At 72.2% G+C, this 19,940-nt stretch carries 17 protein-coding genes; 6 read left to right on the top strand and 11 right to left on the bottom strand.

Translation table 11 applies throughout. The annotated features are described in order from the left end of the window. Window positions 1–58 precede the first annotated feature (58 nt). Window positions 59–1,483: a type I glutamate--ammonia ligase gene (gene glnA, locus AC3EN4_RS25450; RefSeq protein WP_422736178.1), complete on the bottom strand. Its 1,425-nt coding sequence runs from the start codon at window positions 1,481–1,483 to the stop codon at window positions 59–61. A gap of 261 nt (window positions 1,484–1,744) precedes the next feature. Here glnA and AC3EN4_RS25445 point away from each other — a divergent pair, with 261 nt between their 5' ends. After that, window positions 1,745–2,143, top strand: a complete 399-nt coding sequence (locus tag AC3EN4_RS25445) for an RDD family protein (RefSeq protein WP_435208352.1) — start codon at window positions 1,745–1,747, stop codon at window positions 2,141–2,143. 215 nt (window positions 2,144–2,358) lie between these two features. Here AC3EN4_RS25445 and AC3EN4_RS25440 read toward each other — a convergent pair whose 3' ends face one another. Then, window positions 2,359–3,042, bottom strand: a complete 684-nt coding sequence (locus AC3EN4_RS25440) for a DUF4191 domain-containing protein (RefSeq protein WP_435208350.1) — start codon at window positions 3,040–3,042, stop codon at window positions 2,359–2,361. Window positions 3,043–3,249: 207 nt separating this feature from the next. Here AC3EN4_RS25440 and AC3EN4_RS25435 point away from each other — a divergent pair, with 207 nt between their 5' ends. Together AC3EN4_RS25435 and AC3EN4_RS25430 are read left to right on the top strand one after the other, a co-directional pair. After that, window positions 3,250–3,420, top strand: coding sequence for a hypothetical protein (locus AC3EN4_RS25435; RefSeq protein WP_422736176.1), 171 nt, complete (start codon window positions 3,250–3,252; stop codon window positions 3,418–3,420). Between the two features lie 149 nt (window positions 3,421–3,569). Next, on the top strand, window positions 3,570–6,464 hold the full coding sequence (locus AC3EN4_RS25430) for a helix-turn-helix transcriptional regulator (RefSeq protein WP_435208348.1): 2,895 nt from the start codon (window positions 3,570–3,572) through the stop codon (window positions 6,462–6,464). Window positions 6,465–6,477: 13 nt separating this feature from the next. On the opposite strand, the gene AC3EN4_RS25425 is transcribed toward AC3EN4_RS25430, so the two are convergent. From AC3EN4_RS25425 to AC3EN4_RS25410, 4 genes are all read right to left on the bottom strand, one after another. Further along, window positions 6,478–8,088, bottom strand: coding sequence for a hypothetical protein (locus AC3EN4_RS25425; RefSeq protein ID WP_435208346.1), 1,611 nt, complete (start codon window positions 8,086–8,088; stop codon window positions 6,478–6,480). 53 nt (window positions 8,089–8,141) lie between these two features. After that, complete coding sequence (gene lipA / locus AC3EN4_RS25420) at window positions 8,142–9,137, bottom strand: lipoyl synthase (RefSeq protein ID WP_422736173.1); 996 nt, start codon at window positions 9,135–9,137, stop codon at window positions 8,142–8,144. A 444-nt stretch (window positions 9,138–9,581) separates the two neighbouring features. Further along, complete coding sequence (gene lipB, locus AC3EN4_RS25415) at window positions 9,582–10,223, bottom strand: lipoyl(octanoyl) transferase LipB (RefSeq protein WP_435208344.1); 642 nt, start codon at window positions 10,221–10,223, stop codon at window positions 9,582–9,584. A gap of 61 nt (window positions 10,224–10,284) precedes the next feature. Continuing rightward, window positions 10,285–12,111 carry a DUF6311 domain-containing protein gene (locus tag AC3EN4_RS25410; RefSeq protein WP_435208342.1) on the bottom strand — a complete coding sequence of 609 codons (1,827 nt, stop codon included), beginning with the start codon at window positions 12,109–12,111 and terminating at the stop codon, window positions 10,285–10,287. A gap of 211 nt (window positions 12,112–12,322) precedes the next feature. On the opposite strand from AC3EN4_RS25410, the gene AC3EN4_RS25405 reads away from it, so the two are divergent. Further along, complete coding sequence (locus AC3EN4_RS25405; protein WP_435208341.1) at window positions 12,323–13,561, top strand: extracellular catalytic domain type 1 short-chain-length polyhydroxyalkanoate depolymerase; 1,239 nt, start codon at window positions 12,323–12,325, stop codon at window positions 13,559–13,561. 87 nt (window positions 13,562–13,648) lie between these two features. On the opposite strand, the gene AC3EN4_RS25400 is transcribed toward AC3EN4_RS25405, so the two are convergent. After that, window positions 13,649–14,548, bottom strand: coding sequence for a TIGR01777 family oxidoreductase (locus AC3EN4_RS25400; RefSeq protein WP_435208339.1), 900 nt, complete (start codon window positions 14,546–14,548; stop codon window positions 13,649–13,651). A 139-nt stretch (window positions 14,549–14,687) separates the two neighbouring features. Further along, complete coding sequence (locus AC3EN4_RS25395) at window positions 14,688–15,674, bottom strand: aldo/keto reductase (RefSeq protein ID WP_435208337.1); 987 nt, start codon at window positions 15,672–15,674, stop codon at window positions 14,688–14,690. Between the two features lie 60 nt (window positions 15,675–15,734). On the opposite strand from AC3EN4_RS25395, the gene AC3EN4_RS25390 reads away from it, so the two are divergent. After that, window positions 15,735–16,121 carry a MerR family transcriptional regulator gene (locus tag AC3EN4_RS25390; protein ID WP_435208336.1) on the top strand — a complete coding sequence of 129 codons (387 nt, stop codon included), beginning with the start codon at window positions 15,735–15,737 and terminating at the stop codon, window positions 16,119–16,121. Window positions 16,122–16,232: 111 nt separating this feature from the next. Here the strand turns inward: AC3EN4_RS25390 and AC3EN4_RS25385 are convergent, their stop codons facing one another. The 3 genes from AC3EN4_RS25385 to AC3EN4_RS25375 form a co-directional block, all read right to left on the bottom strand. Further along, the gene (locus tag AC3EN4_RS25385) at window positions 16,233–16,724 is read right to left on the bottom strand and encodes a hemerythrin domain-containing protein (RefSeq protein ID WP_435208334.1); all 492 of its coding nucleotides are present in this window, start codon (window positions 16,722–16,724) and stop codon (window positions 16,233–16,235) included. Window positions 16,725–16,805: 81 nt separating this feature from the next. Continuing rightward, window positions 16,806–18,143, bottom strand: coding sequence for a low temperature requirement protein A (locus AC3EN4_RS25380; RefSeq protein ID WP_435208332.1), 1,338 nt, complete (start codon window positions 18,141–18,143; stop codon window positions 16,806–16,808). A gap of 45 nt (window positions 18,144–18,188) precedes the next feature. Further along, complete coding sequence (locus AC3EN4_RS25375; protein ID WP_435208330.1) at window positions 18,189–18,758, bottom strand: TetR/AcrR family transcriptional regulator; 570 nt, start codon at window positions 18,756–18,758, stop codon at window positions 18,189–18,191. Window positions 18,759–18,907: 149 nt separating this feature from the next. Here AC3EN4_RS25375 and AC3EN4_RS25370 point away from each other — a divergent pair, with 149 nt between their 5' ends. Beyond that, entirely contained in the window at window positions 18,908–19,843 is a 936-nt protein-coding gene (locus AC3EN4_RS25370) for an SDR family NAD(P)-dependent oxidoreductase (RefSeq protein WP_422736162.1), read from the top strand. Window positions 19,844–19,940: the final 97 nt, after the last annotated feature.

Below are 19,940 nucleotides of genomic sequence, written 5' to 3'. Positions count from 1 at the left end.
CCCCCCCCCCCCCCCCCCCCCCCCCCCCCCCCCCCCGGCCGGTAGAGCGGTGGACTGCTCAGCAGTCGTAGTACATGGCGAACTCGTGCGGGGTCGGGCGCAGACGCACCGGGTCGACCTCGTTGGCGCGCTTCCAGTCGATCCAGGTGGAGATCAGGTCCGGCGTGAAGACGCCGCCGTCGAGCAGGTAGTCGTGGTCGGCCTCGAGCGAGTCGAGCACGGCCGGCAGCGAGCCCGGAACCTGCTTGACGTCGCCCCACTCCTCCGGCGGGAGGTCGTAGAGGTCCTTGTCGATCGGCGTCGGCGGCTCGATCTTGCTCTTGATGCCGTCCAGGCCGGCCATCATCATGGCCGAGAAGGCCAGGTAGACGTTGGCCGACGGGTCCGGCACCCGGAACTCGACGCGCTTGGCCTTCGGGTTGCTGCCGGTCACCGGGATCCGGGTGCAGGCCGAGCGGTTGCGCTGCGAGTAGACCAGGTTGACCGGCGCCTCGAAGCCCGGCACCAGCCGGCGGTACGAGTTGACCGTCGGGTTGGTGAAGGCCAGCAGCGACGGGGCGTGGTGCAGCAGACCGCCGATGTACCAGCGGGCGGTGTCGGACAGGCCGGCGTAGCCGGTCTCGTCGTAGAACAGCGGCTCACCGTTGAGCCAGAGGCTCTGGTGGGTGTGCATGCCGGAGCCGTTGTCGCCGAAGAGCGGCTTGGGCATGAACGTGGCCGTCTTGCCGTTCGCCCAGGCCTCGTTCTTCACGATGTACTTGAAGAGCTGGAGCTGGTCACCGGCGTGCAGCAGGGTGGAGAACTTGTAGTTGATCTCGGCCTGCCCGGCGGTGCCGACCTCGTGGTGCGAGCGCTCCACGGTGAAGCCGGTGTCGACGAGCCGGCGCACGATCGAGTCGCGCAGGTCGGCGTAGTGGTCGACCGGCGGTACGGGGAAGTAGCCGCCCTTGTAGGCGGTCTTGTAACCCCGGTTGCCGCCCTCCTCCTCGCGCCCGGTGTTCCAGGCGCCCTCGATCGAGTCGATGTAGTAGAACGACTGGTTCGCCGAGGTCTCGTGGCGGATCGAGTCGAAGATGTAGAACTCCGCCTCGGCGCCGAAGTACGCGGTGTCGGCGATGCCGCTCGCCGCCAGGTACGCCTCGGCCTTCTTCGCGACGTTGCGCGGGTCGCGGCTGTAGGCCTCGCGGGTGAACGGGTCGTGGATGAAGAAGTTCAGCGCGAGGGTCTTCTGCGCGCGGAACGGGTCGATGAACGCGGTGGCGACATCCGGGAGCAGGAGCATGTCCGACTCGTGGATCGCCTGGAAACCGCGGATCGACGAACCGTCGAACGCGAGGCCGTCGGTGAAGAGGTCGTCGTTGACGGACTCGACCGGCAGGTTGAAGTGCTGCATCACGCCGGGCAGGTCACAGAAACGAACGTCGACGAACTTCACGTCCTCGTTCTTGAGGTATCGCAGCAGTTCCTCGGGATTGGCGAACACACATCCTCCTGGCACGTCCACGGGTGGCTAGCGTCCTGGCGACGCTATGGCCGGGGAGTTGCCCGGCCATGTCTTCAGTGTTTCTGCCGTGTTACGTCCCTCGCGGAGCGTCAGGGACGCTCCTGTCCACGCACTCAGCCTGCGCGAACGTCGTACCGGCTGTGCCAGTGTAATGACACATGAGGTGATTGGCCCGAATCGGCACGCAGCGGTGATGGGACCCCGCCGGCCTCGATCCGGACGCGGATACCCTTGATCGCTGTGACCAATCCGCACGTCCCGGCCGCGCCGGCCACCGACCCGACCTTCACCCCGCCCAGCCCGGGCCGGCGCTTCGGCGCGCTGATCATCGACTGGGTGCTCTGCCTGCTGGTGGCCAACATCTTCGCCGATCCGGTACGCGACGGCTGGGCGCCGGTGCTCGTGCTGATCCTGGAGTACGGCCTCTTCCTCGGCCTGTTCGCCCAGACGCCCGGCATGTACATCACCAAGGTCCGCTGCGTGAACTGGCACGACGGGGGCCGGATCGGCGTTCCCCGCGCGTTGGCCCGGGGTGTGCTGCTGGCACTCGTCGTCCCCGCGCTGATCATGGACCAGCACCGCCGGGGCGTGCATGACCGCCTCGTCGATTCGGTCATCGTCGACGCCCCCCGCGCCTGACCACCAAACCCCCGCCCCCACGGCCCGACCCGCCCGGCCCGGCAAGATCCTCGCAACTTCGGGGAAGTTGCTGTCTCCCGCGCGGCGGATGCAGCAACATCGGTGAAGTTGTGAGGATCTTGCGCGAGGGCGTGAGGATCTCGGGGCGCGGGGCGCGGGGCGCGTACACGCAGAAGAGCCGGACCCCGGCGGGTCCGGCTCTTCTGCGTATCGCGTCAGCGTCGGGGCTGGCGGGCGCCGCCCGGCGGGCGCATGTTCTTCGGGATCGCGCCCTTGGGCATCTGCGGACGGGCGGTGAGCGCCTTGAGACGCTTGTCCAGCGCGTTGACGTCCTTGCCACTGAGGGCGCGGGGCAGCCGCAGCAGCGTCGTGCGCAGCTTGCGGATCGGCAGTTCGCCCTCCTGCTGGCCGATCACGTAGTCGTGCAGCGGGGCGGAGCCGATGACCTTGGCCAGTCGACGCTTCTCCTGCCCGAGCAGGCCGCGTACGCGCTGGGGGTTGCCCTCGGCCAGCAGGATCACGCCCGGCCGGCCGATCACCAGGTGGACCATGTCCATCTGGGTGGTGGAGCTGACGGCCGGCGTGACCCGCCAGTCGCCACGCATGTTGTCCATGATCTGCGCCGCCGCGCCGGGCTGCCCCTCGGCGGCGTTCATCATCGCCGCATTGGACCGCAGGTTCAGCACGATCAGCACCGCGAGCAGGGCGAACAGGATGCCCAGCGGCAGCCAGATCCAGCTCCAGAGGATCACCGCGACCACGGTGAGCGCGAGCGGGATGAGCACCGCCGCGGCGACCAGCGGCGCGAACCACCGGTCCTGCTTGGCGGTGAACTGGAACACCATCCCGATCTGCTTCAGCCGTTGGCCGAACGAGACCTTCTCCTGGGGCTTTGCCATGCCGGAGAGTCTAGTGGTCCCCGCCGCTCGAGTTGATCCGCGTCCGGGTGCCGCCGGGGCTGAGTACCTTACGTCGGCTCACCCGCCCGGACCGGGCGGGTAAGGAGGGCACGGCTGGGGAAGATGAGGCGTCGTGCCCATGCCCGGGCGGGGCCTTCGCGCGAAGAGTTGTCGGCAGCGAACGACGACGCGACGAAGGAGCCTGACATGTTCGGCAACGACGTGGACTTCCTACTCTCCCTACACCGTACCCATGCCGCTGAGCTGCGGGCCGAGGCCGCGGCGGAGCGCCTGGCCCGGGCGGTGCCACGCCGTGCCGGCCGTACCTGGTTGGGCCGCCGCCAGCCGGTCCGCCACACGGGGGACGACCGTCGGTGAGCGCGACCGCGCCACCCGACACGGTCGAACGGCCCGTCCCGTCGCCAAACGGGGGCGGCGGGGCGGGGCCGCGACCGCCGGCCGGGCCGCCGTGGCGCGGGCCGGTCGGCGGGGACGGTGTGTCGTCCGGTCATGGCATGCTCGGTGCCGTGACCGTACGTGCCGCCAGTTCCGTCCTCGTCGGCCGCCACCGCGAGCTCGTGACGCTGCACGACGCGTTGAGCCGGGCCGGCCGGGGCGAGCCGGCCACTGTGCTGGTCGGTGGCGAGGCGGGGGTGGGCAAGACCCGGCTGCTGGAGGACTTCGCGGCCGGGGCCACCGGCGCCGGTGCCCGGGTGCTGGTCGGCCAGTGCCTGGAGCTGGGCGAGTCGGGTCTGCCGTTCGCCCCGTTCGCGGCAGCCCTGCGCGCGGTGCTGCGGGCCGACGGTCCGGAGGTCTTCGCCGGCTACGAGGCGGAGTTCGCCCGCCTGCTGCCCGAGCTGGGCCGGACGCCGACGGCGTCGACCACGTCGGGCGCGGGACCGTTGACGGACGCCCCGCGCGGCTACCTGTTCGATCTGGTCGCGGAGCTGTTCCAGCGGCTCGCCGACGCCCGCCCGCTGCTGCTGGTGATCGAGGACCTGCACTGGGCGGACCGGTCCACCCGGGATCTGATCGGTTTCCTGGTCCGGGCCGCACGGCCGGGTCGGCTGCTGCTGGTCTGCACCTACCGCACGGACGAGTTGCAGCGCGGTCACCCGCTACGCCCGTTCCTCGCCGAGTTGGACCGGGCCCGTGGGGTCGAGCGGGTGGAGCTGGGCCGGCTGGACCGCGACGGCACCGGCGCGATCCTCGCCGACCTGCTGGGCGGCGAACCGTCGCCGCGTGCCGTCGACGACATCCACGACCGTACGCAGGGCAATCCGTTCTTCATCGAGGAGTTGGCGGCCGCAGGCGATCCGCTCGGCTGCGTGGCGCTGCCCGAGACGTTGCGGGACCTGCTGTTGGCCCGGGTGGACCGGTTGCCCGAGTCGGCCCAGCGGGTGCTGCGGATCGCCGCGGCCGGCGGTACCCGCTTCGCCCACGACCTGCTCGCCGAGGTCGCCGGGATGCCCGAGGCCGAGTTGGAGGACGCGTTGCGCGCCGCCGTGGCGGCCCAGCTGGTGGTGGCCGACCCGGACGGCGACTACGAGTTCCGGCACGCTCTGGTGCGCGAGGCCGTGCACGACGAGTTGCTGCCCGGTGAGCACGCCCGGCTGCACGCCCGGTTCGCCGCCGCCATCGAGGCCCAGCCCCACCTGGTCGTCGCCGGTCGCGCCCCGGCCGAGATCGCCCACCACTGGTACGCCGCGCACGACCACCCCCGCGCCCTGGTCGCCGCGCGGGTCGCGGCCTGCGCGGCCGCCGACCGGTACGCCTACGCGGAGCAGCGTCGGCTGCTGGAGCGGGCGTTGGAGCTGTGGGAGTTGGTGCCGGACGCGGCCGACCTGCTCGGCATGGACCATCTGGCCCTGCTGGAGGAGACCCTGGACGCGGCGGTGACGGCCGGCGACTTCAGTCGGGCGATCACGTTGACCCGCGCCGGACTGGCCGAGGTGGACGCCGACTCGGCACCGCTGCGTGCCGCCCGCCTGTTCGACCAGCGGGGTCGACTGATGGCCCTGCTCGGCAAGAGCGACGGCCGGCGGGAGTTGGACGAGGCGTACCGGCTGGCGTCCGCAAGCCCGCGCGGCGTGGAGCGGGTCCGGCTGCTCGCCGACATCGCCACCCACCTTGTCAAGATCGATCGGGAGAAGGCGGCCCAGGTGGCCGCCGAGGCGACCGTGGACGCCGAGGCGATCGGCGAGGAGCTGATCCTGCTGCCGACGCGGATCGCGCTGCTGTGCCACCAGGAGTGGCAGGAGCACGGACTGGACGAACTCGACCGGGCCGAGGCCGTCGCCCGTGCCGCCGGCGACACGTCGGCACTCGTGCTCGCCAAGGTGTTCCAGTCCGATGTGCTCTGCGAACTGGGCCGCTACGCCGAGTCCGCCGAGGCGGCCGAGGCCGGGCTCGCCGAGGCGCGACGGGTCGGCATCAGCCGCTCGACCGGAGCGTACCTGCTGTCCAACCGGGCCGAGGCGCTGATCGCACTGGGCCGCTGGGACGAGGCGGAGACGGTCTGCGCGGAGGCGGCCCGGATCGACCTGTCCGGAGTGACCGGTCTGCACTGGCTCCAGCTGGGCGCCGGTCTGCGGCTGGCGCGGGCGCACCCGACGGCCGACGAACTGGTCGCCCGCGCCCTGGCCTTCCTCGGCCGGCCCTACCTGTGGCCGAACCACCGACTGCCCCTGCACGAGCTGGGGATCGAGGCGGCGCTGGCCGCCGACGACACGACCGAGGCGGTACGCGCCGCCCGCGTCGCGGTGGCCGACCAGAGCCTGCCGCAGCTTCCCCGCGAGGGCTGGCCGGTGCTGAGCGCCGTCGCGCGGACCGCCGCCCGCACGGGTGATCGGGAGCTGGCCGCCGCCGTGGCCGCGCTCGCGGCCGACCTGCCGGCCCGGCACCCGGCCCCACGGGCGCACCGTGCCCAGGTCGGTGCCCTGCTGGCGGCCGACGACGAGGCGTTGCCGGCGTGGCGGGCGGCGGTGCTGGCGTGGCGTGCCGACGGGCAGCCGTACCCGCTCGGTCGGGCGTTGCTGGCGCTCGCCGAGGCGGCCGCGGCGGCCGGCGAGCGGGACGAGGTGTCGGCGGCGGTCACCGAGGTGGTCGAGATCGCCCGGCGGCTCGGCGCGACGCCGCTGGCCGAGACCGCCACCACCCTGGCGCGGCGGGTCGGTCTACGGGGTGCCGGCCCGGGCGCCGCCGGCCCCGATCTGTTGACCTCGCGGGAGCGGGAGGTGTTGCGGCTGGTCGCCGAGGGGCACAGCAACAGCCGCATCGCCGAGCAGTTGTTCATCTCCCCGAAGACGGCAAGCGTGCACGTCTCGCGCATCATCGCCAAGCTGGACGTGACCAACCGGGGCGAGGCCGCCGCGCTGGCCCACCGCCTCGGCCTGCTCGCCGAGCCCGCCGTCACGGCGTGACGACGGGCCGCCCTCAGGTGCGCGGCAGGTAGATCCGCCAGCCGTCCACGGTGACCAGTTCGAGCGCGTCCGGTCCCGGGCCGAGTCGCCCGTCGAGCCGGACCGCCAGCGGTGAGCCGGTCGGTGCCACCCAGGCGGGCGCGGCCGCGCCCTCCACCTCGCGGCGGTACGCGGGGTAGCGGTCGAAGCCGGGGCGCAGGTCGTCGTCGACGACCGCGCAGACCACCTGCTCCGCGCTGGCGAACGTGAGGCGGTTGCAGGTCCAGTAGCCGGCGCCTACGTGTCGTACACCGAGGTGGCGCAGCGTGGTCACCAGCTCGGCGTGCCGGGCCTCGGCGGCTTGGTTCGCCGGGGCCGTCCGCGCCGCCTGCACGGTGGCGTAACCGGCGGTGAGCAGCGTGGCGGCCAGGACGACGAGCGCGACCGGCCGGGCCGTCCGCCGTCCCGTCCCGCGCCGGGCCAGCGTCCAGATCGGCCAGAGCAGCGCCGGCACGCAGATGAGCAGGGTGGACAGGTAGCGGGCGCTCTCCGTCGGGGTCAGGCCCGAGGAACTGCTCATGGTGTACGCGACGAGGGTCGCCCCCGCGGCCAGCACGAGTGCCAGCCGTACCGCCCCCGCGACCCGGGGCGGCACACCGTCCGGGCCGGCCTCGGACGGTGCGCGGCGCAGGGTCCGCCAGGCGGTGACGGCCGCGACGGCCAACAACACCGGCAGCGCGTACGCCCACCACAGTTGCCAGGTGGCGCAGGTGCCGGGACCGCAGAAGCCCATGCCGAGCGGTGGCCCGACCACCAACCCGCCGTGCAGCCGGGCGGCCCACCCGGCGGTGGCGTCGGCGCCGCCGGCGGCGAGCACCGCGTGCACCGGGTTCCGGCCGGTGAGCAGGCTGTCCGCAAGCAGCGGGGCGGCCCCCAGCAGCACGGCCGCCCCGCCCAGCGCGCCGGCCGGACCGCGCAGCTCGCGGTGGCGGAACCCGACCAGCACCGCGCCGGTCGCCACCACGTACGGCAGCACCAGCGGGTCGACCCAGATCATCAGGCCGGCCAGGAACCCCCAGGTCGCCCAGCGGGCCAGTCGCCACCCGGGTCGGCCGGTGGCCAGGTCCACGGCGAGCAGGGCGAGCGCCACCCCGACGGCGTTCATCTCGGGGTACCCGCCGCCGGCGATCAACTGGTTCTTGACGATCCGGTCGGCGCCGAGGGCGAGCAGGACGACCACCAGCAGGCCGAACCAGCGGTCCCCGGTCAGCCGCAGCGTCAGCCGCCAGGCCAGCAGCAGGAACAGCGCGTACAGCGCCAGCGTGGGCAGCCGCAGCGCGAACAGGGACGGGCCGGCGAGCGCGAACACCGGCGCGGCCAGGTACGCCTCCAGCGTGCCCATGTACTGCTGGCCGTAGAACCAGACCGGGAACCCCTCGCCCCGGGCGATGTGCAGCGCGGCCAACCCCATGGTGGCCTCGTCGCTGTTCGTCGGGGGAGTGGCGTGGCCCAGCAGCCAGAGCCGGTAGCCGACGCCGGCGAGCAGGGCCAGGCCGGTCAGCCAGCCGACCGCGCCGAGGCGGCTGCCGAGCCGCGGGCGCGGGCGGTCCGCGCCGCGCGGCTGGTCGCGTACCCCGGCGGTCATCGCACGATCATGACACCCGGGCGCCGCACGGTCCGTGCGGCGCTGTCGGCGGGTCAGCCGGCGGTGGCGACGGTGCTGGCGGCGCGGGCGTCGAGCGCCTGCTGGTAGAGCCGGCCGGCACGGTACGACGAGCGCACCAGCGGCCCGCTCATCACCCCGGCGAAGCCGATCTCCTCGGCCTCCTCGCGCAGCTCCACGAACTCCTCCGGCTTGACCCAACGGGTCACCGGGTGGTGCCGGGGGGAGGGGCGCAGGTACTGCGTGATGGTGATCAGCTCGCAGCCCGCCTCGTGCAGGTCACGCAGAGCCTGGGAGACCTCGGCCCGCTCCTCGCCCATGCCCAGGATGAGGTTGCTCTTGGTGACCAGGCCGTCGGCGCGGGCCTGCCGGATCACGTCGAGGGAGCGCTCGTAGCGGAACGCCGGCCGGATGCGCTTGAAGATGCGCGGCACGGTCTCCACGTTGTGGGCCAGCACCTCGGGCCGGGAACCGAACACCTCGGCCAGCTGCTCGGGGACGGCGTTGAAGTCCGGGATCAGCAGCTCGACACCGCAGCCGGGCTGGAGGGCGTGGATCTGCCGGACGGTCTCGGCGTAGAGCCACGCGCCACCGTCGGGCAGGTCGTCGCGGGCGACACCGGTGATGGTCGCGTACCGCAGGCCCATCGAGACCACCGACTCGGCGACCCGACGCGGCTCGTCGGCGTCGAACTCGGCCGGCTTGCCGGTGTCGATCTGGCAGAAGTCGCAGCGCCGGGTGCACTGGTCGCCGCCGATGAGGAAGGTGGCCTCGCGGTCCTCCCAACACTCGTAGATGTTGGGGCAGCCGGCCTCCTGGCAGACGGTGTGCAGACCCTCGCGCGAGACGAGCCCGCGCAGCTGGGTGTACTCCGGGCCCATCTTGGCCTTGACCTTGATCCACGGGGGTTTGCGCTCGATCGGCGTCTCGGCGTTGCGTGCCTCGATACGCAGCAGGCGACGCCCCTCGGGGGCGGCCGTTGCGGTACGCGCTGCCTGGCCGGTCGTCGGCGCGGAGTGCTCGATCGTCACGAAAACGAGCCTACGCCGGATGGTGGCCGTCTATGTGCGTCAGGCGACCGGCGTCACGCCGCTGATGTTGTGACGCCGGACACCGGCAAGCCGAAAAACGGCGTCACACGCCAGCCGGAGTCGTCAGACGCCCGGCCGAGGGCCGCCGCACGGACCCGGCAGGTGTCGTGCGGACCCTTTTGAGCTGATGTCGTCAGCGAATCGGCCGCCACCGGGCCCGGTGGGCGGGTGCCTGGCCGGATGCCGCTTGCACGGGGTCGAGGTCCGGCCCTGAGCGGACGTGGCCGGCGCTCGACCGCGGAAGTGACTCGTTTACGACATCAGCTCCAAAGGACGCCAGGCAGAACCTGGGTCCTGCGCGAGGCGGGCGGCGGTGGGCGCGGGGGCAGCCGGATCCGGCCGCGCTTCAGGCGCGGCGGTGGGCGCTTCAGCCGCGGTGGGCGCTCAGACCTCGATGAGGGTGGCGAGGCGGCGCTCGACCACCGGCAGCACGTCGGCGACGGTGATCGGTCGGCCCAGTTCGGCGGTGAGCGACGTGACGCCCGCGTCGCGGATGCCGCAGGGCACGATCCGGTCGAAGTACGTCAGGTCGCAGTCGCAGTTGATCGAGAAGCCGTGCAGGGTGACCCCCCGGGCGACCCGGATGCCGATGGCGGCCACCTTGCGGGCCGGTCCCCGGTCGTCCTCGGGCACCCAGACTCCGCTGCGCCCGTCGACCCGGCCCGCTGCCAGGCCGAACTCGGCGCACACGTCGATGAGCAGGTCTTCCGTCCTGCGGACGTAGGCCACGACGTCCACCGGGTCGGGCAGCCGCAGGATCGGGTAACCGACGAGCTGACCAGGGCCGTGCCAGGTGATCTTGCCGCCACGGTCCACGTCGACGACCGGGGTGCCGTCCATGGGACGGTCCCACGGCTCGGTGCGCTTGCCGGCGGTGTAGACGCTCGGGTGCTCCAGCAGCAGCACGGTGTCGCCGCGCTCGCCGGCCACCACCGACTCGTGCAGGCGCCGCTGCTCGTCCCAGGCGGCCTGGTAGTCGAGCAGGCCGGCACGGACGGCCGTCAGGCCGGGGGTCGTCGTTGTCACGGCATCCAGCCTAATCCCGTACCCGGCTTCGATCCGTCGTGAGACGGCTCACCAGGCCCGCTCAGGCGGGTGGGACGCGCCAGAGCCAGACGTCGTCGACCCGTTGCGGTTCGCCGAAGAGGGCCGTGGCGGTACGCCGGACGGCCACCTCGTCGACCTCGAACTTCGCGCCGTGCACCGCGTCGGCGAGGACGAGCGTCTCGATCCGCCAGTGCCGCAGGTCGGAGCGGACCTCCGTCCGGGTGCCGTCGGTGATGATCGGCACCAGCCCGGTGCGGCCGGCCTGGTCCATGAGCGCGCTCAGGGTGCGTGGCACCGGGCCGATCCGGCCGCGTCCGTCCGGCCCGCCCGGACCCAGGAAGAAGCCGCCCGGGATGGCGAACTCGCCCTGCCGGTGCGACAGGGCGTACGCCTGCCAGCGCTGACCGTCCGGGTAGATGTCCACGGTGAGCGGCAGCGGGGTCAACGTGTTGCCGTCGGAGACGTACTCCCGCCAGGTGCCCGAGGTGATGAACGCCGGGATCGGCTCCCGCTCGTCGGTCAACAGCGGGGTGGGCAGCAGCGGCAGCAGAGCCACCGCGAAGCCGATCGACCAGGCCAGCTCCGTCGAGCGGTGCCGGGGTGGCGCGGCACGCAACTGGTCGACGGCGTACGCCAGCAGCACCCCGATCACCGGGGCCACCACCAGCGCCAGCCGGGCGGGCAGCGCGGCGTTCACCACCGGCAACTGGCCGAGGATGTCGAACGGCATGGGCAGGTCGGTAGGCCGTCCGTCGACCTTCGCCACCGGTCCGAAGGACAGCACCGTGAAGATCACCGCGACGACGCCGAGCGCCCAGAGGACCGCCCGACGGCCGGGGTCGGCGCGGCGCCACAGCGCGACGAAGCAGACCACGGTGAGCACGAGCAGGGGGACGCCGAAGAACGAGTTCTCCTCGGTGGGGTTCGGCGCCAGCGAGGTGCCCAGCCCGACCTCACCGGCGAGCGAGCGGCGCGGGAACGCCGCGAACGCGGCGATGTCCTCGGAGTGGATCACCGGGTCGAAGCCGGTGCCGTGGAACCGCTGCGGCCCCGCGAAGTGCAACCACAACGGGTACGACAGCAGCACCCCGGCGACCACGGCGGTGACGCCGAGTCCGCGCAGGAAGGTGGGCAGCGCGGCGCGGGCCTCGGCGCGGTGGGCCGGGTGCAGCGCCCAGACGGCCACGAAGACGCCGAGCGCGAGCGCGGCGAAGAACAGACCCTCGGCGGCGATCGAGAAGGCCACCGCGACCAGTGCGCCGAGGATCACCCCGTCGCGCAGCCAGTGTCCGGGCCGGCGTAGCGCGAACAGTCGCCAGATCAGCAGCGGGACCAGCCAGCCTGCGGTCCAGTTCAGGTGCGCGTTGGCGTGCGAGACCATGCCGGGGGAGTAGGCGACGAAGAGGCCACCCACGGCGGCGGCGAGCCGGCTGCGGACAAGGTGCCGCGAGAGCAGCCAGTACCAGGCCAGCGCGGTCGCGAACAGGTTCAGGGAGAGGATCACGAGGAACGTCACCGGTGCCCCGACGAGGTACGTGAGCGGGGCGAAGACCACGGCGTACACCGTGATCGAGGTGTTGACCGCGAGGTTGACGCCGTCCGGGACGTTGATCAGGTACGTGAAGAAGGGGTTCTCGCCGTGGGTGACCGCGTGCCCACCGAAGGCCAGCAGCCACTCGAAGAGCGCCTGGTCGCTGGAGTTGACGGTGATGGTGCGGACGTTCGGGTCCCGCCACAGCCCACTGGTCACCCAGACGGCGAGCGCGAGCGCCACCAGCACGACGATCAGGTCGGCCCGGCGGTCCCGGCGGGTACGCGGCGACGACGCTGGTGCGGGCCCGGTGGCCAGCGACGGGGAGGACGGCACGCAGCGGACGTTACCAATCGGACCTGGACGAGCCGGTCAGACCGGCGGTTGTTGTCGGCATCGGTGCCGTCGTGGCGGGCTGAGTTCGGCGTACACAACGGCTGCGATGAATGTGTGCACGCACCCCATGTCGGGTCGGCGACACACCGTCGTAACGTCTCGGCAACTTGACCGTGACCCAGTTCACAGTCTGCCCCGTCAGGAGGCCGTCGTGCGCCGCTCCTCGTCCACCCTCACCCGGCTGATCGGCGCGGTCGCCGGGCTCGTCCTCGCTCTCGCGGGCGCGATCACCCTCGCCGCGCCCGCCCAGGCCGCCACCCTCACCCAGGTCACCGGCTTCGGCTCCAACCCGGGCAACCTCGCCATGTACGCCTACCGGCCGGACAACCTGCCGGCCAACTCGCCGGCCGTGGTGCTGCTGCACGGGTGTGTCCAGAACGCCTCCGGCTACTTCGCGAACTCCGGCTGGCAGAAGTACGCGGACCTGTGGAAGTTCACGCTGATCGTCGCCCAGCAGCCGTCCGGCAACAACGCCAACTCCTGCTTCAACTTCTTCGAGACCGGCGACACGGCCCGGGGTCAGGGCGAGGCGCTGTCGATCAAGCAGATGGTCGACCACGCCAAGGCCAACTACGCCGTCGACGGCTCGCGGGTCTTCGTCAGCGGCCTCTCCGCGGGCGGGGCGATGAGCGCGGTCATGCTGGCCACCTACCCGGACGTCTTCGCCGCCGGATCGATCATCGCGGGCATCCCGTACCGCTGCGCCACCAGCATGGTCAACGCGTTCAGCTGCATGAATCCGGGCACCGACAAGACCCCGGCGGCCTGGGGCGACCTGGTCCGTGGCGCGTACGCCGGCTACACCGGCCCGCGTCCCCGGGTGGCCATCTGGCATGGCACGTCGGACACCACCGTGACTCCGCTGAACGGCACCGAGTCCCGCGACCAGTGGACGAACGTGCGGGGAATCTCGCAGACGCCGACCAGCACGTCGTCGCTGCCGGGCAACACCAGCCTCGAGGTGTACGGCAACGACGAGGTACGCCTCTACCGCGTCTCCGGGATGGGCCACGGCACGCCAGTCGACCCGGGCTCCGGGGCGGACCAGTGCGGCACCGCCGCCGCGTACTTCCTGGACACCATCTGCTCGACGTACCGTGACGCGCTCTTCTTCGGCCTGAACAACGGCGGCAGCACCCCCACGACCCCGCCGGCCACCTCGACTCCGTCGCCCACCCCCACCGCGACGCCCCCGGCGAGCCCGACCCCGACGACGGCGCCGACCTGCGTGACGGCGACCAACTACGCGCACGTGACGGCCGGTCGGGCGTACCAGTCCGGCGGCTACGCCTACGCCAACGGCTCGAACCAGCGCATGGGCCTCTACAACACCTTCTACACGAGCACCCTCAAGCAGACCGCCCCCAACTACTGGGTGATCGGCTGCTGACCCCGCCCCCAGACCCCGTCGATCATGAAGTTATCGCCCGACACCTCGGCGTGTCGTGGCGATAACTTCATGATCAACGCGATCGGGTCAGTCCTGTAGGGCTGCCTTCAGGGCCTCGGGGAGGGTGGGGTGGGTGTAGGGGAAGGCGGCCTCGGTCAGGACCTTGGGGTGGACCCTTGTGCTGGTCAGGGCCTCGTGGGCGAAGCCGCCCAGGGCCACCTTGAGCGCCAGGGCGGGGATCGGGATGATCGCCGGACGGTGCAGCTGCCGGGCCAGCTCCCGGGTGAACTCGGCGTTCGTCACCGGGTGCGGACCCACCACGTTGACCGGTCCGGCGATCTCGTCGTGCGCGAGCAGGAAGAGGGTGGCGTCCAACCAGTCCCGCATGGAGATCCACGGCAGCCACTGCCGGCCACTGCCCAGCCGCCCGGCGATGCCCAGCTTGAACGGCAGCAGTTGCGGCTTGAGCAGACCGCCGTCGCGGTGCAGCGGCAGGCCGGTGCGCAGCCGCACCACGCGTACCCCGGCGTCCTCGGCCGGCCGGGTCGCGGCCTCCCACACCCGGCAGACGTCGGCCAGGAAACCCTCGCCGGCCGGCGCGTCCTCCTCGACCACCCGGTCGCCCGTGTTGCCGTACCAGCCGACGGCGGACGAGTTGAGCAGCGCCCGGGGTCGGTCGCCGGCCGGTAGCCCGGCGATCGTCGTGGCGAGCGTGGTGGTGCTGTCCACCCGGCTGGTACGGATCAACCGCCGGTAGTCGTCGTTCCAGCGCTTGTCGCCGACGCCCGCGCCGGCCAGGTTGACCACCGCCTCCGCCTCGGCGACCACGGCCGGGTCGAGCTGACCGGCCGCCGGGTCCCACTGCCGCTCATGAGGATCGCGCGGCGCGCGCCGCACGAGTCGGGTGACCTGGTGCCCGTCGGCGGCGAGCCGGTCACCCAGCCGGGTGCCGAGGAAGCCGGACGCACCGGCCAGAAGGATCCGCATGCCGTTATCTTCGTCGAAAACCCCCTCGCCGGACGCGCCCCGCCTCCACACCTCGCCGATCTTGCACATTCTGTCGTCGTTTTGCCGGACAAGGCCCGTTTCGTCGCCACCGAAAGTGCAAGATCGGCGAGGTCAGGGGTCAGGCGCGGAGATCCTTGAGGAGGGTTTCCACCTCCTTGAAAGCCTCTGGGAAGAGGGGGCCCAGCTTGAGGGTTGTCAGGTTCTCGTCGGCTTGGGCCACGGTGCGGAGGCCGGGGATCGGGACCGTACGCGGGCTGCGGGCCAGCAGCCAGCCGAGCGCGCCCTGGGCGAGGGTCCGACCGTCGGCGGTGAGCGCGGCGCGGACCTGCTCGACCCGCGCCGCCCACTCCGGTGTCGGCCGGCCGTCGGTGAACCACCGCAACCACTCCGGGGCTCTGCCCCGTACGTCGTCCGCGCCGAGCGCCCGGGTCGAGCCGGTGAGGAGCCCCATCGCCAGTGGCCCCCGGTTGAGGCTCGCCAGGTCGTGCCGGTCGCAGACGGCCAGGACCGCCGCGTTGTCGTTCAGCACCGACTCGTCGTGCTGGATGGCCGCGCAGTGCGGTCCGCCGGCCGCGAACGCCTCCGCCGAGGCCGCGTTGTCGGTGCTCCAGCCGTACGCCCGGATCTTGCCCTGGGCGACGAGACCCTCCAGGGTGTCGACCAGGTCGAGCGCGGCGGACGCCGACAGGTCGTTGATGTGCAGTTGGTAGAGGTCGACGTGGTCGGTGCCGAGCCGGCGCAGTGAGTCTTCGAGGCTGCGGACGGCGAACGTTCCGCTGGCGTCGGTGCCGAGCGCCCGTCGGGTGGCCTCGTCGCTGACGTTGCCGAACTTGGTGGCGATCACCGCCGCGTCCCGGCGGCCCGCGAGGGCCCGGCCGAGGACGCGCTCACTGTGCCCGGCGCCGTAGTTGCTGGCCGTGTCGAACAGGGTCACGCCGAGGTCGAGAGCCCGGTGGATCGTACGGATCGACTCGTCGTCATCGACCTCGCCCCACCCGAACGGCTGGCCGTCGTCACCCCAGAGTGGGCCGCCGATCGCCCAGCAGCCCATCCCGATCGCGCTCACCTCGATGCCGCTGCGTCCCAGCGTGCGTGTCGTCGTCATGTGGACCAGCCTCCAACCTGGAGTGCGCTCCAGGTCAAGGGGCAACTAGCATTGCCGGGCATGACCGGTTACGCCCCCGCCGAGGCCGCCCGGCGCAGCGGCTTCAGCCTGGACACGCTGCGGTACTACGAGAAGATCGGCCTGCTGGCCGACGTGGGTCGTACCTCGGGTGGCCGGCGCGTCTTCACCGACGACGACCTGAGCTGGCTGCTGCTGTTCCGCTGCCTGCGGGACACCGGGATGCCGATCGCCCAGATGTGCCGGTACGCGTCGCTGGCCCGCGCGGGTGAGCACACCGTCGACGAGCGGCGGGAGCTGCTGCAACGGCACGCGGCGCAGGTCGAGGAGCAGATGCGCCTGCTCCAGCGCCAGTACGACCACCTCCGGGAGAAGATCCGCTTCTACGAGCGGCTACCCGGCGCACCCGCCGCCGACGAAGGCCGGTGAATGCGAGCGGCTGCCCGGCGCGCCCGCTCTCGACGAAGACCGGTGAATGCGGGAGCGGCTGCCCGCGCGCTCGGCCCCGACGAACGCCGGTGATCGCGGGCGGCACCCGGCTCAGTCGGTCGGCGCGGTCAGGCCGAGCAGCTGCTCGGCCGTCCCGGGTCGGCCGGTGAGCGCGTTCAGGGCGCTGACCAGCCGCTTCTCCTCGTAGCGGAAGTGTGACTCCAGCAGGGCGGCCAACCCGTCCAGCTCGGCGCGTACCTGGGCGGTCGGCAGCGGCCGGTCGTCGGCGAGCAGCTCCTCGACCCGGCCGAGGATCCCCGCCACCACGTCGTGGTCGGCGACCAGGTTGGCCAGGACCGGGCGCAGCTCGGGCACCTCGTCGGCCAGGAGGCGGAACGCGCCCGCGTCCTCGCCGGTGTGGTGCCGGCCGAGCGCGGCGCAGAAGGTGAGGCAGTGGGCCCTTAGGTCGCGCGACGGGGTGTCCAGGTCGGCCCGGAGGCGGGCCAGTTCCGCGCGGAGCCAGAGGTGGATCTCGATCATCTGATTGCCGACGGCGGCGAGCCGGTCGGTCGGTGAACCGGTTGGGTGCAACGTGCGTCCCATGCTGTCCCCGCGCCTCCATGCCCTCGGCGGCCATCGTGCCGGGTACACCGCGACGCTGACCGACAGTCTAGGCCGACGTCGTCACGGGGTGGTGGGCTCGTCGGGCTCCCGGAGGTCGTGCCAGCGTGCCCGCCACGCCGCCTCGTGCGCCTCGTGCGTCGTCCGTTCCTCGAACACGGCGGCCCGCAGCGCGTGCCGGGAGTCCGACATCACCAGCACCTCGACGGCGACCAGCCCGACGCAGATCACGGTCGCCAGGGTGAGCGCGCCGAGCACCGGTAGGTACAGGCCGATCGGCAGGGCCACCGTGAGCGCCACGATGACACCCACCCGGGTCCAGGTGACGGTGTGCAGGGTGCGCAGTTGGAACAGCATGTTGACGGCGAAGTAGGTGATCAACCCGCCGAAGAGCATCGGCACCGCCGGTCCCTCAATCTTCTCCGCGATGCCGCCGGCCGGGTCGGTGATCTTGTGCAGGATCTCCTCGTTGCCGATCGAGAAGAGGATCACCCCGGCGATCATCGGCAGGTAGAGGTACGCGTACGCGTCGCGGGCCATCGCCACCCGGGGAGCGCCCTCCGCCGCGTGCAGGGCGATCCGGGCGGCCGGCCCGACGAAGTCGAAGTGCGCCCACCAGAGCGCGGCGGTGATCACGATGCCGAGCGATGCGGCGGCCACCGCCGGCCAGGTGACCGACTTGCCGAGCAGATTGCCGCCCACGCCCGTGGAGATCACCGATTCACCCAACGCGATGATCAGAATGAGGTCGTAGCGTTCAGTCCAGTGCTCGGCGCTGGTCACCCCCCAGCCCCAGGTGCCGACGATGAAGCCGGTCGCGTACTGCACCACCACGACGGCGATCCACAGCCCGTCCCGGACCATGGCGGCCTGGTCGGGGTCGGTGATCTGCGGTGGGATCAAGGCGGCGGCCAGCAGCAGCAGGATACTCAGCGCCAGCTCCGGGGCGAAGCGGCGGAGCTGGCGTCGTTCCTGCGGGCTGTCCCGCACCACGTGCTGGTAGAGGATCCAGTGGATGCCGCGCACCACGACGTAGCTGATGGCGACCAGCATCGGGCCGCCGGCGCCGCCTCTCGGGTCGCTGAACGCCTGCGGCAGCCCCAACGCGAACGCGAACAGCGCGACCATCGCGATCACCATGAGCACCGGGACGTAGCCCTCGCCGAGCCGGACCCGGGTGGCGACCAGGCTGTGCACCACCCAGATCCACCAGAGCACGGCGAGCACCAGGGCGGCGTGCAGCAGTTGCCGGCCGGAGATGTCGGCAGCGGTGGCCCGGGTGATGATGAAGAACGAGAAGACAAAGACCAGGTCGAAGAAGACCTCGAACTTGTCCACCCGGGCGCCGGGGGCGATCGGGATGGGAGGTCCCAGATGTCCGCGCCGCCGGTTACCGCCCACGGTCCCACTCTGGCAGCGGATGGCCTGGTCGGAGGACGGAACGGGTCAGCCCGCCTCGCGGAGGCGCAGCCCGTCCATCAGCAGGTCGAGCAGCCGGTCGGCCTGGTCGCGCTCGCCGGCGGCCAGGGAGATCCCACTCAGGCCCGCCAGCACGTCGCCGGCGGCGACGTCGGCCCGGACGGTGCCCGCCGCCACGCCCGCGTCCAGCAACCGGCCGAGCGCCGCGAGCAGCAGATCGCGGCTCTGGGCGTACGGGTTGGCGCCGGACGCGATGACGAGGCGCAGCGCGTCGGCCATGCCCCGCTTGGTGGCGAGGTAGTCGATGAAACGCGACATCCACTCCCGCAGCGCCCGATCGGGCGGTAACCGGTCGAGTAGCTGCGGCGCGGCGTCGCAGAGCCGGGCCAGCTCGTTGCGGTACGCCGCCTCGACCAGCGCCTCGCGGGTGGGGAAGTGGCGGTAGAGGGTGCCGATGCCCACCCCCGCCTCGCGGGCGATGGCGTCGAGCGTTACCTCCGGCCCGGGACGGGAAAAGGCCTGGACCGCGACCTGAAGCAGACGTTCGCGGTTGCGCAGCGCGTCCGCCCGAAGCGGGCGGGGGCTGGACTCCGGCACCGTCTCCTCCTCGTTGGGCAGGTGTCAGTCACGCACAGGACGTGGCAAGCGGAGGGAACTCCGGTTAGTCTCGACCGCAGCGGAGGATCCTCCGCTTCCATCGTACCGGCGGGCCGACCGGTCCGCCCCAGCCTGGACAAGGATGGATCATGACGACGAGCAACCCGATCACCACGCCGTTCGCCCACGACTCCACCGCCATGGACGTGATCCGCGGCGTGGACCTGGTCGGCCGGCGGGCGATCGTCACCGGCGGGTCGTCCGGCATCGGCGTCGAGACCGCCCGCGCCCTGGCCAGCGCCGGCGCGGAGGTCACCCTGGCCGTCCGCAACCCCGACGCCGGCCGCAAGGCCGCCGACGACATCACCGGCACCACCGGCAACGACCGCGTCCTGGTCGGCCCCCTCGACCTCGCCGACCAGGGCTCGGTCGCCGATTTCGTCGCCAACTGGGACGGCCCGCTGCACATCCTGGTCAACAACGCCGGCATCATGGCCGCGCCGCTGAGCCGCACCCCGCAGGGCTGGGAGATGCAGTTCGCCACCAACCACCTCGGGCACTTCGCGCTCGCCACCGGGCTGCGCCGGGCGCTCGCCGCCGCCGACGGGGCCCGCATCGTCTCGGTCAGCTCCGCCGCCCACCTGCGCTCGCCGGTGGTCTTCGAAGACATCCAGTACGACCGCCGCGAGTACGAGCCCTGGCAGGCGTACGGGCAGTCGAAGACGGCCAACGTGCTCTTCGCCGTGGAGGCGACCCGCCGCTGGTCCGACGACGGCATCTACACCAACTCGCTGATGCCCGGCGCGATCCGCACCAACCTCCAGCGCTACGTCAGCGAGGAGGAGCTGAACCGGCTGCGCGCCGGCAATGCGGCCGCGTGGAAGACCGTCGAGCAGGGCGCGGCCACGTCGGTGCTGGTGGCCGCGTCCCCGTTGCTCGACGAGGTCGGCGGACGCTACTTCGAGGACTGCCAGCAGGCCGCGCCCGCCCGACCCGGCACCCGCACCGGCGTCGCGGACTACGCGCTGGACCCGGAGGCGGCCGAGCGGCTCTGGAAGGTCTCGACCGACCTGCTCAAGGGCTGAGCGGCATACCTGCCCAAGCGCTCAGCGGCACTCCTGCTCAAGGGCTGAGCGGCACAGACGAAGGGGCGCCCCGGTCGACGACCGGGGCGCCCCTTGG

Source organism: Micromonospora sp. bgisy143 (genome assembly GCF_057708145.1).
This window is presented reverse-complemented; position numbering and strand designations above follow the sequence as displayed.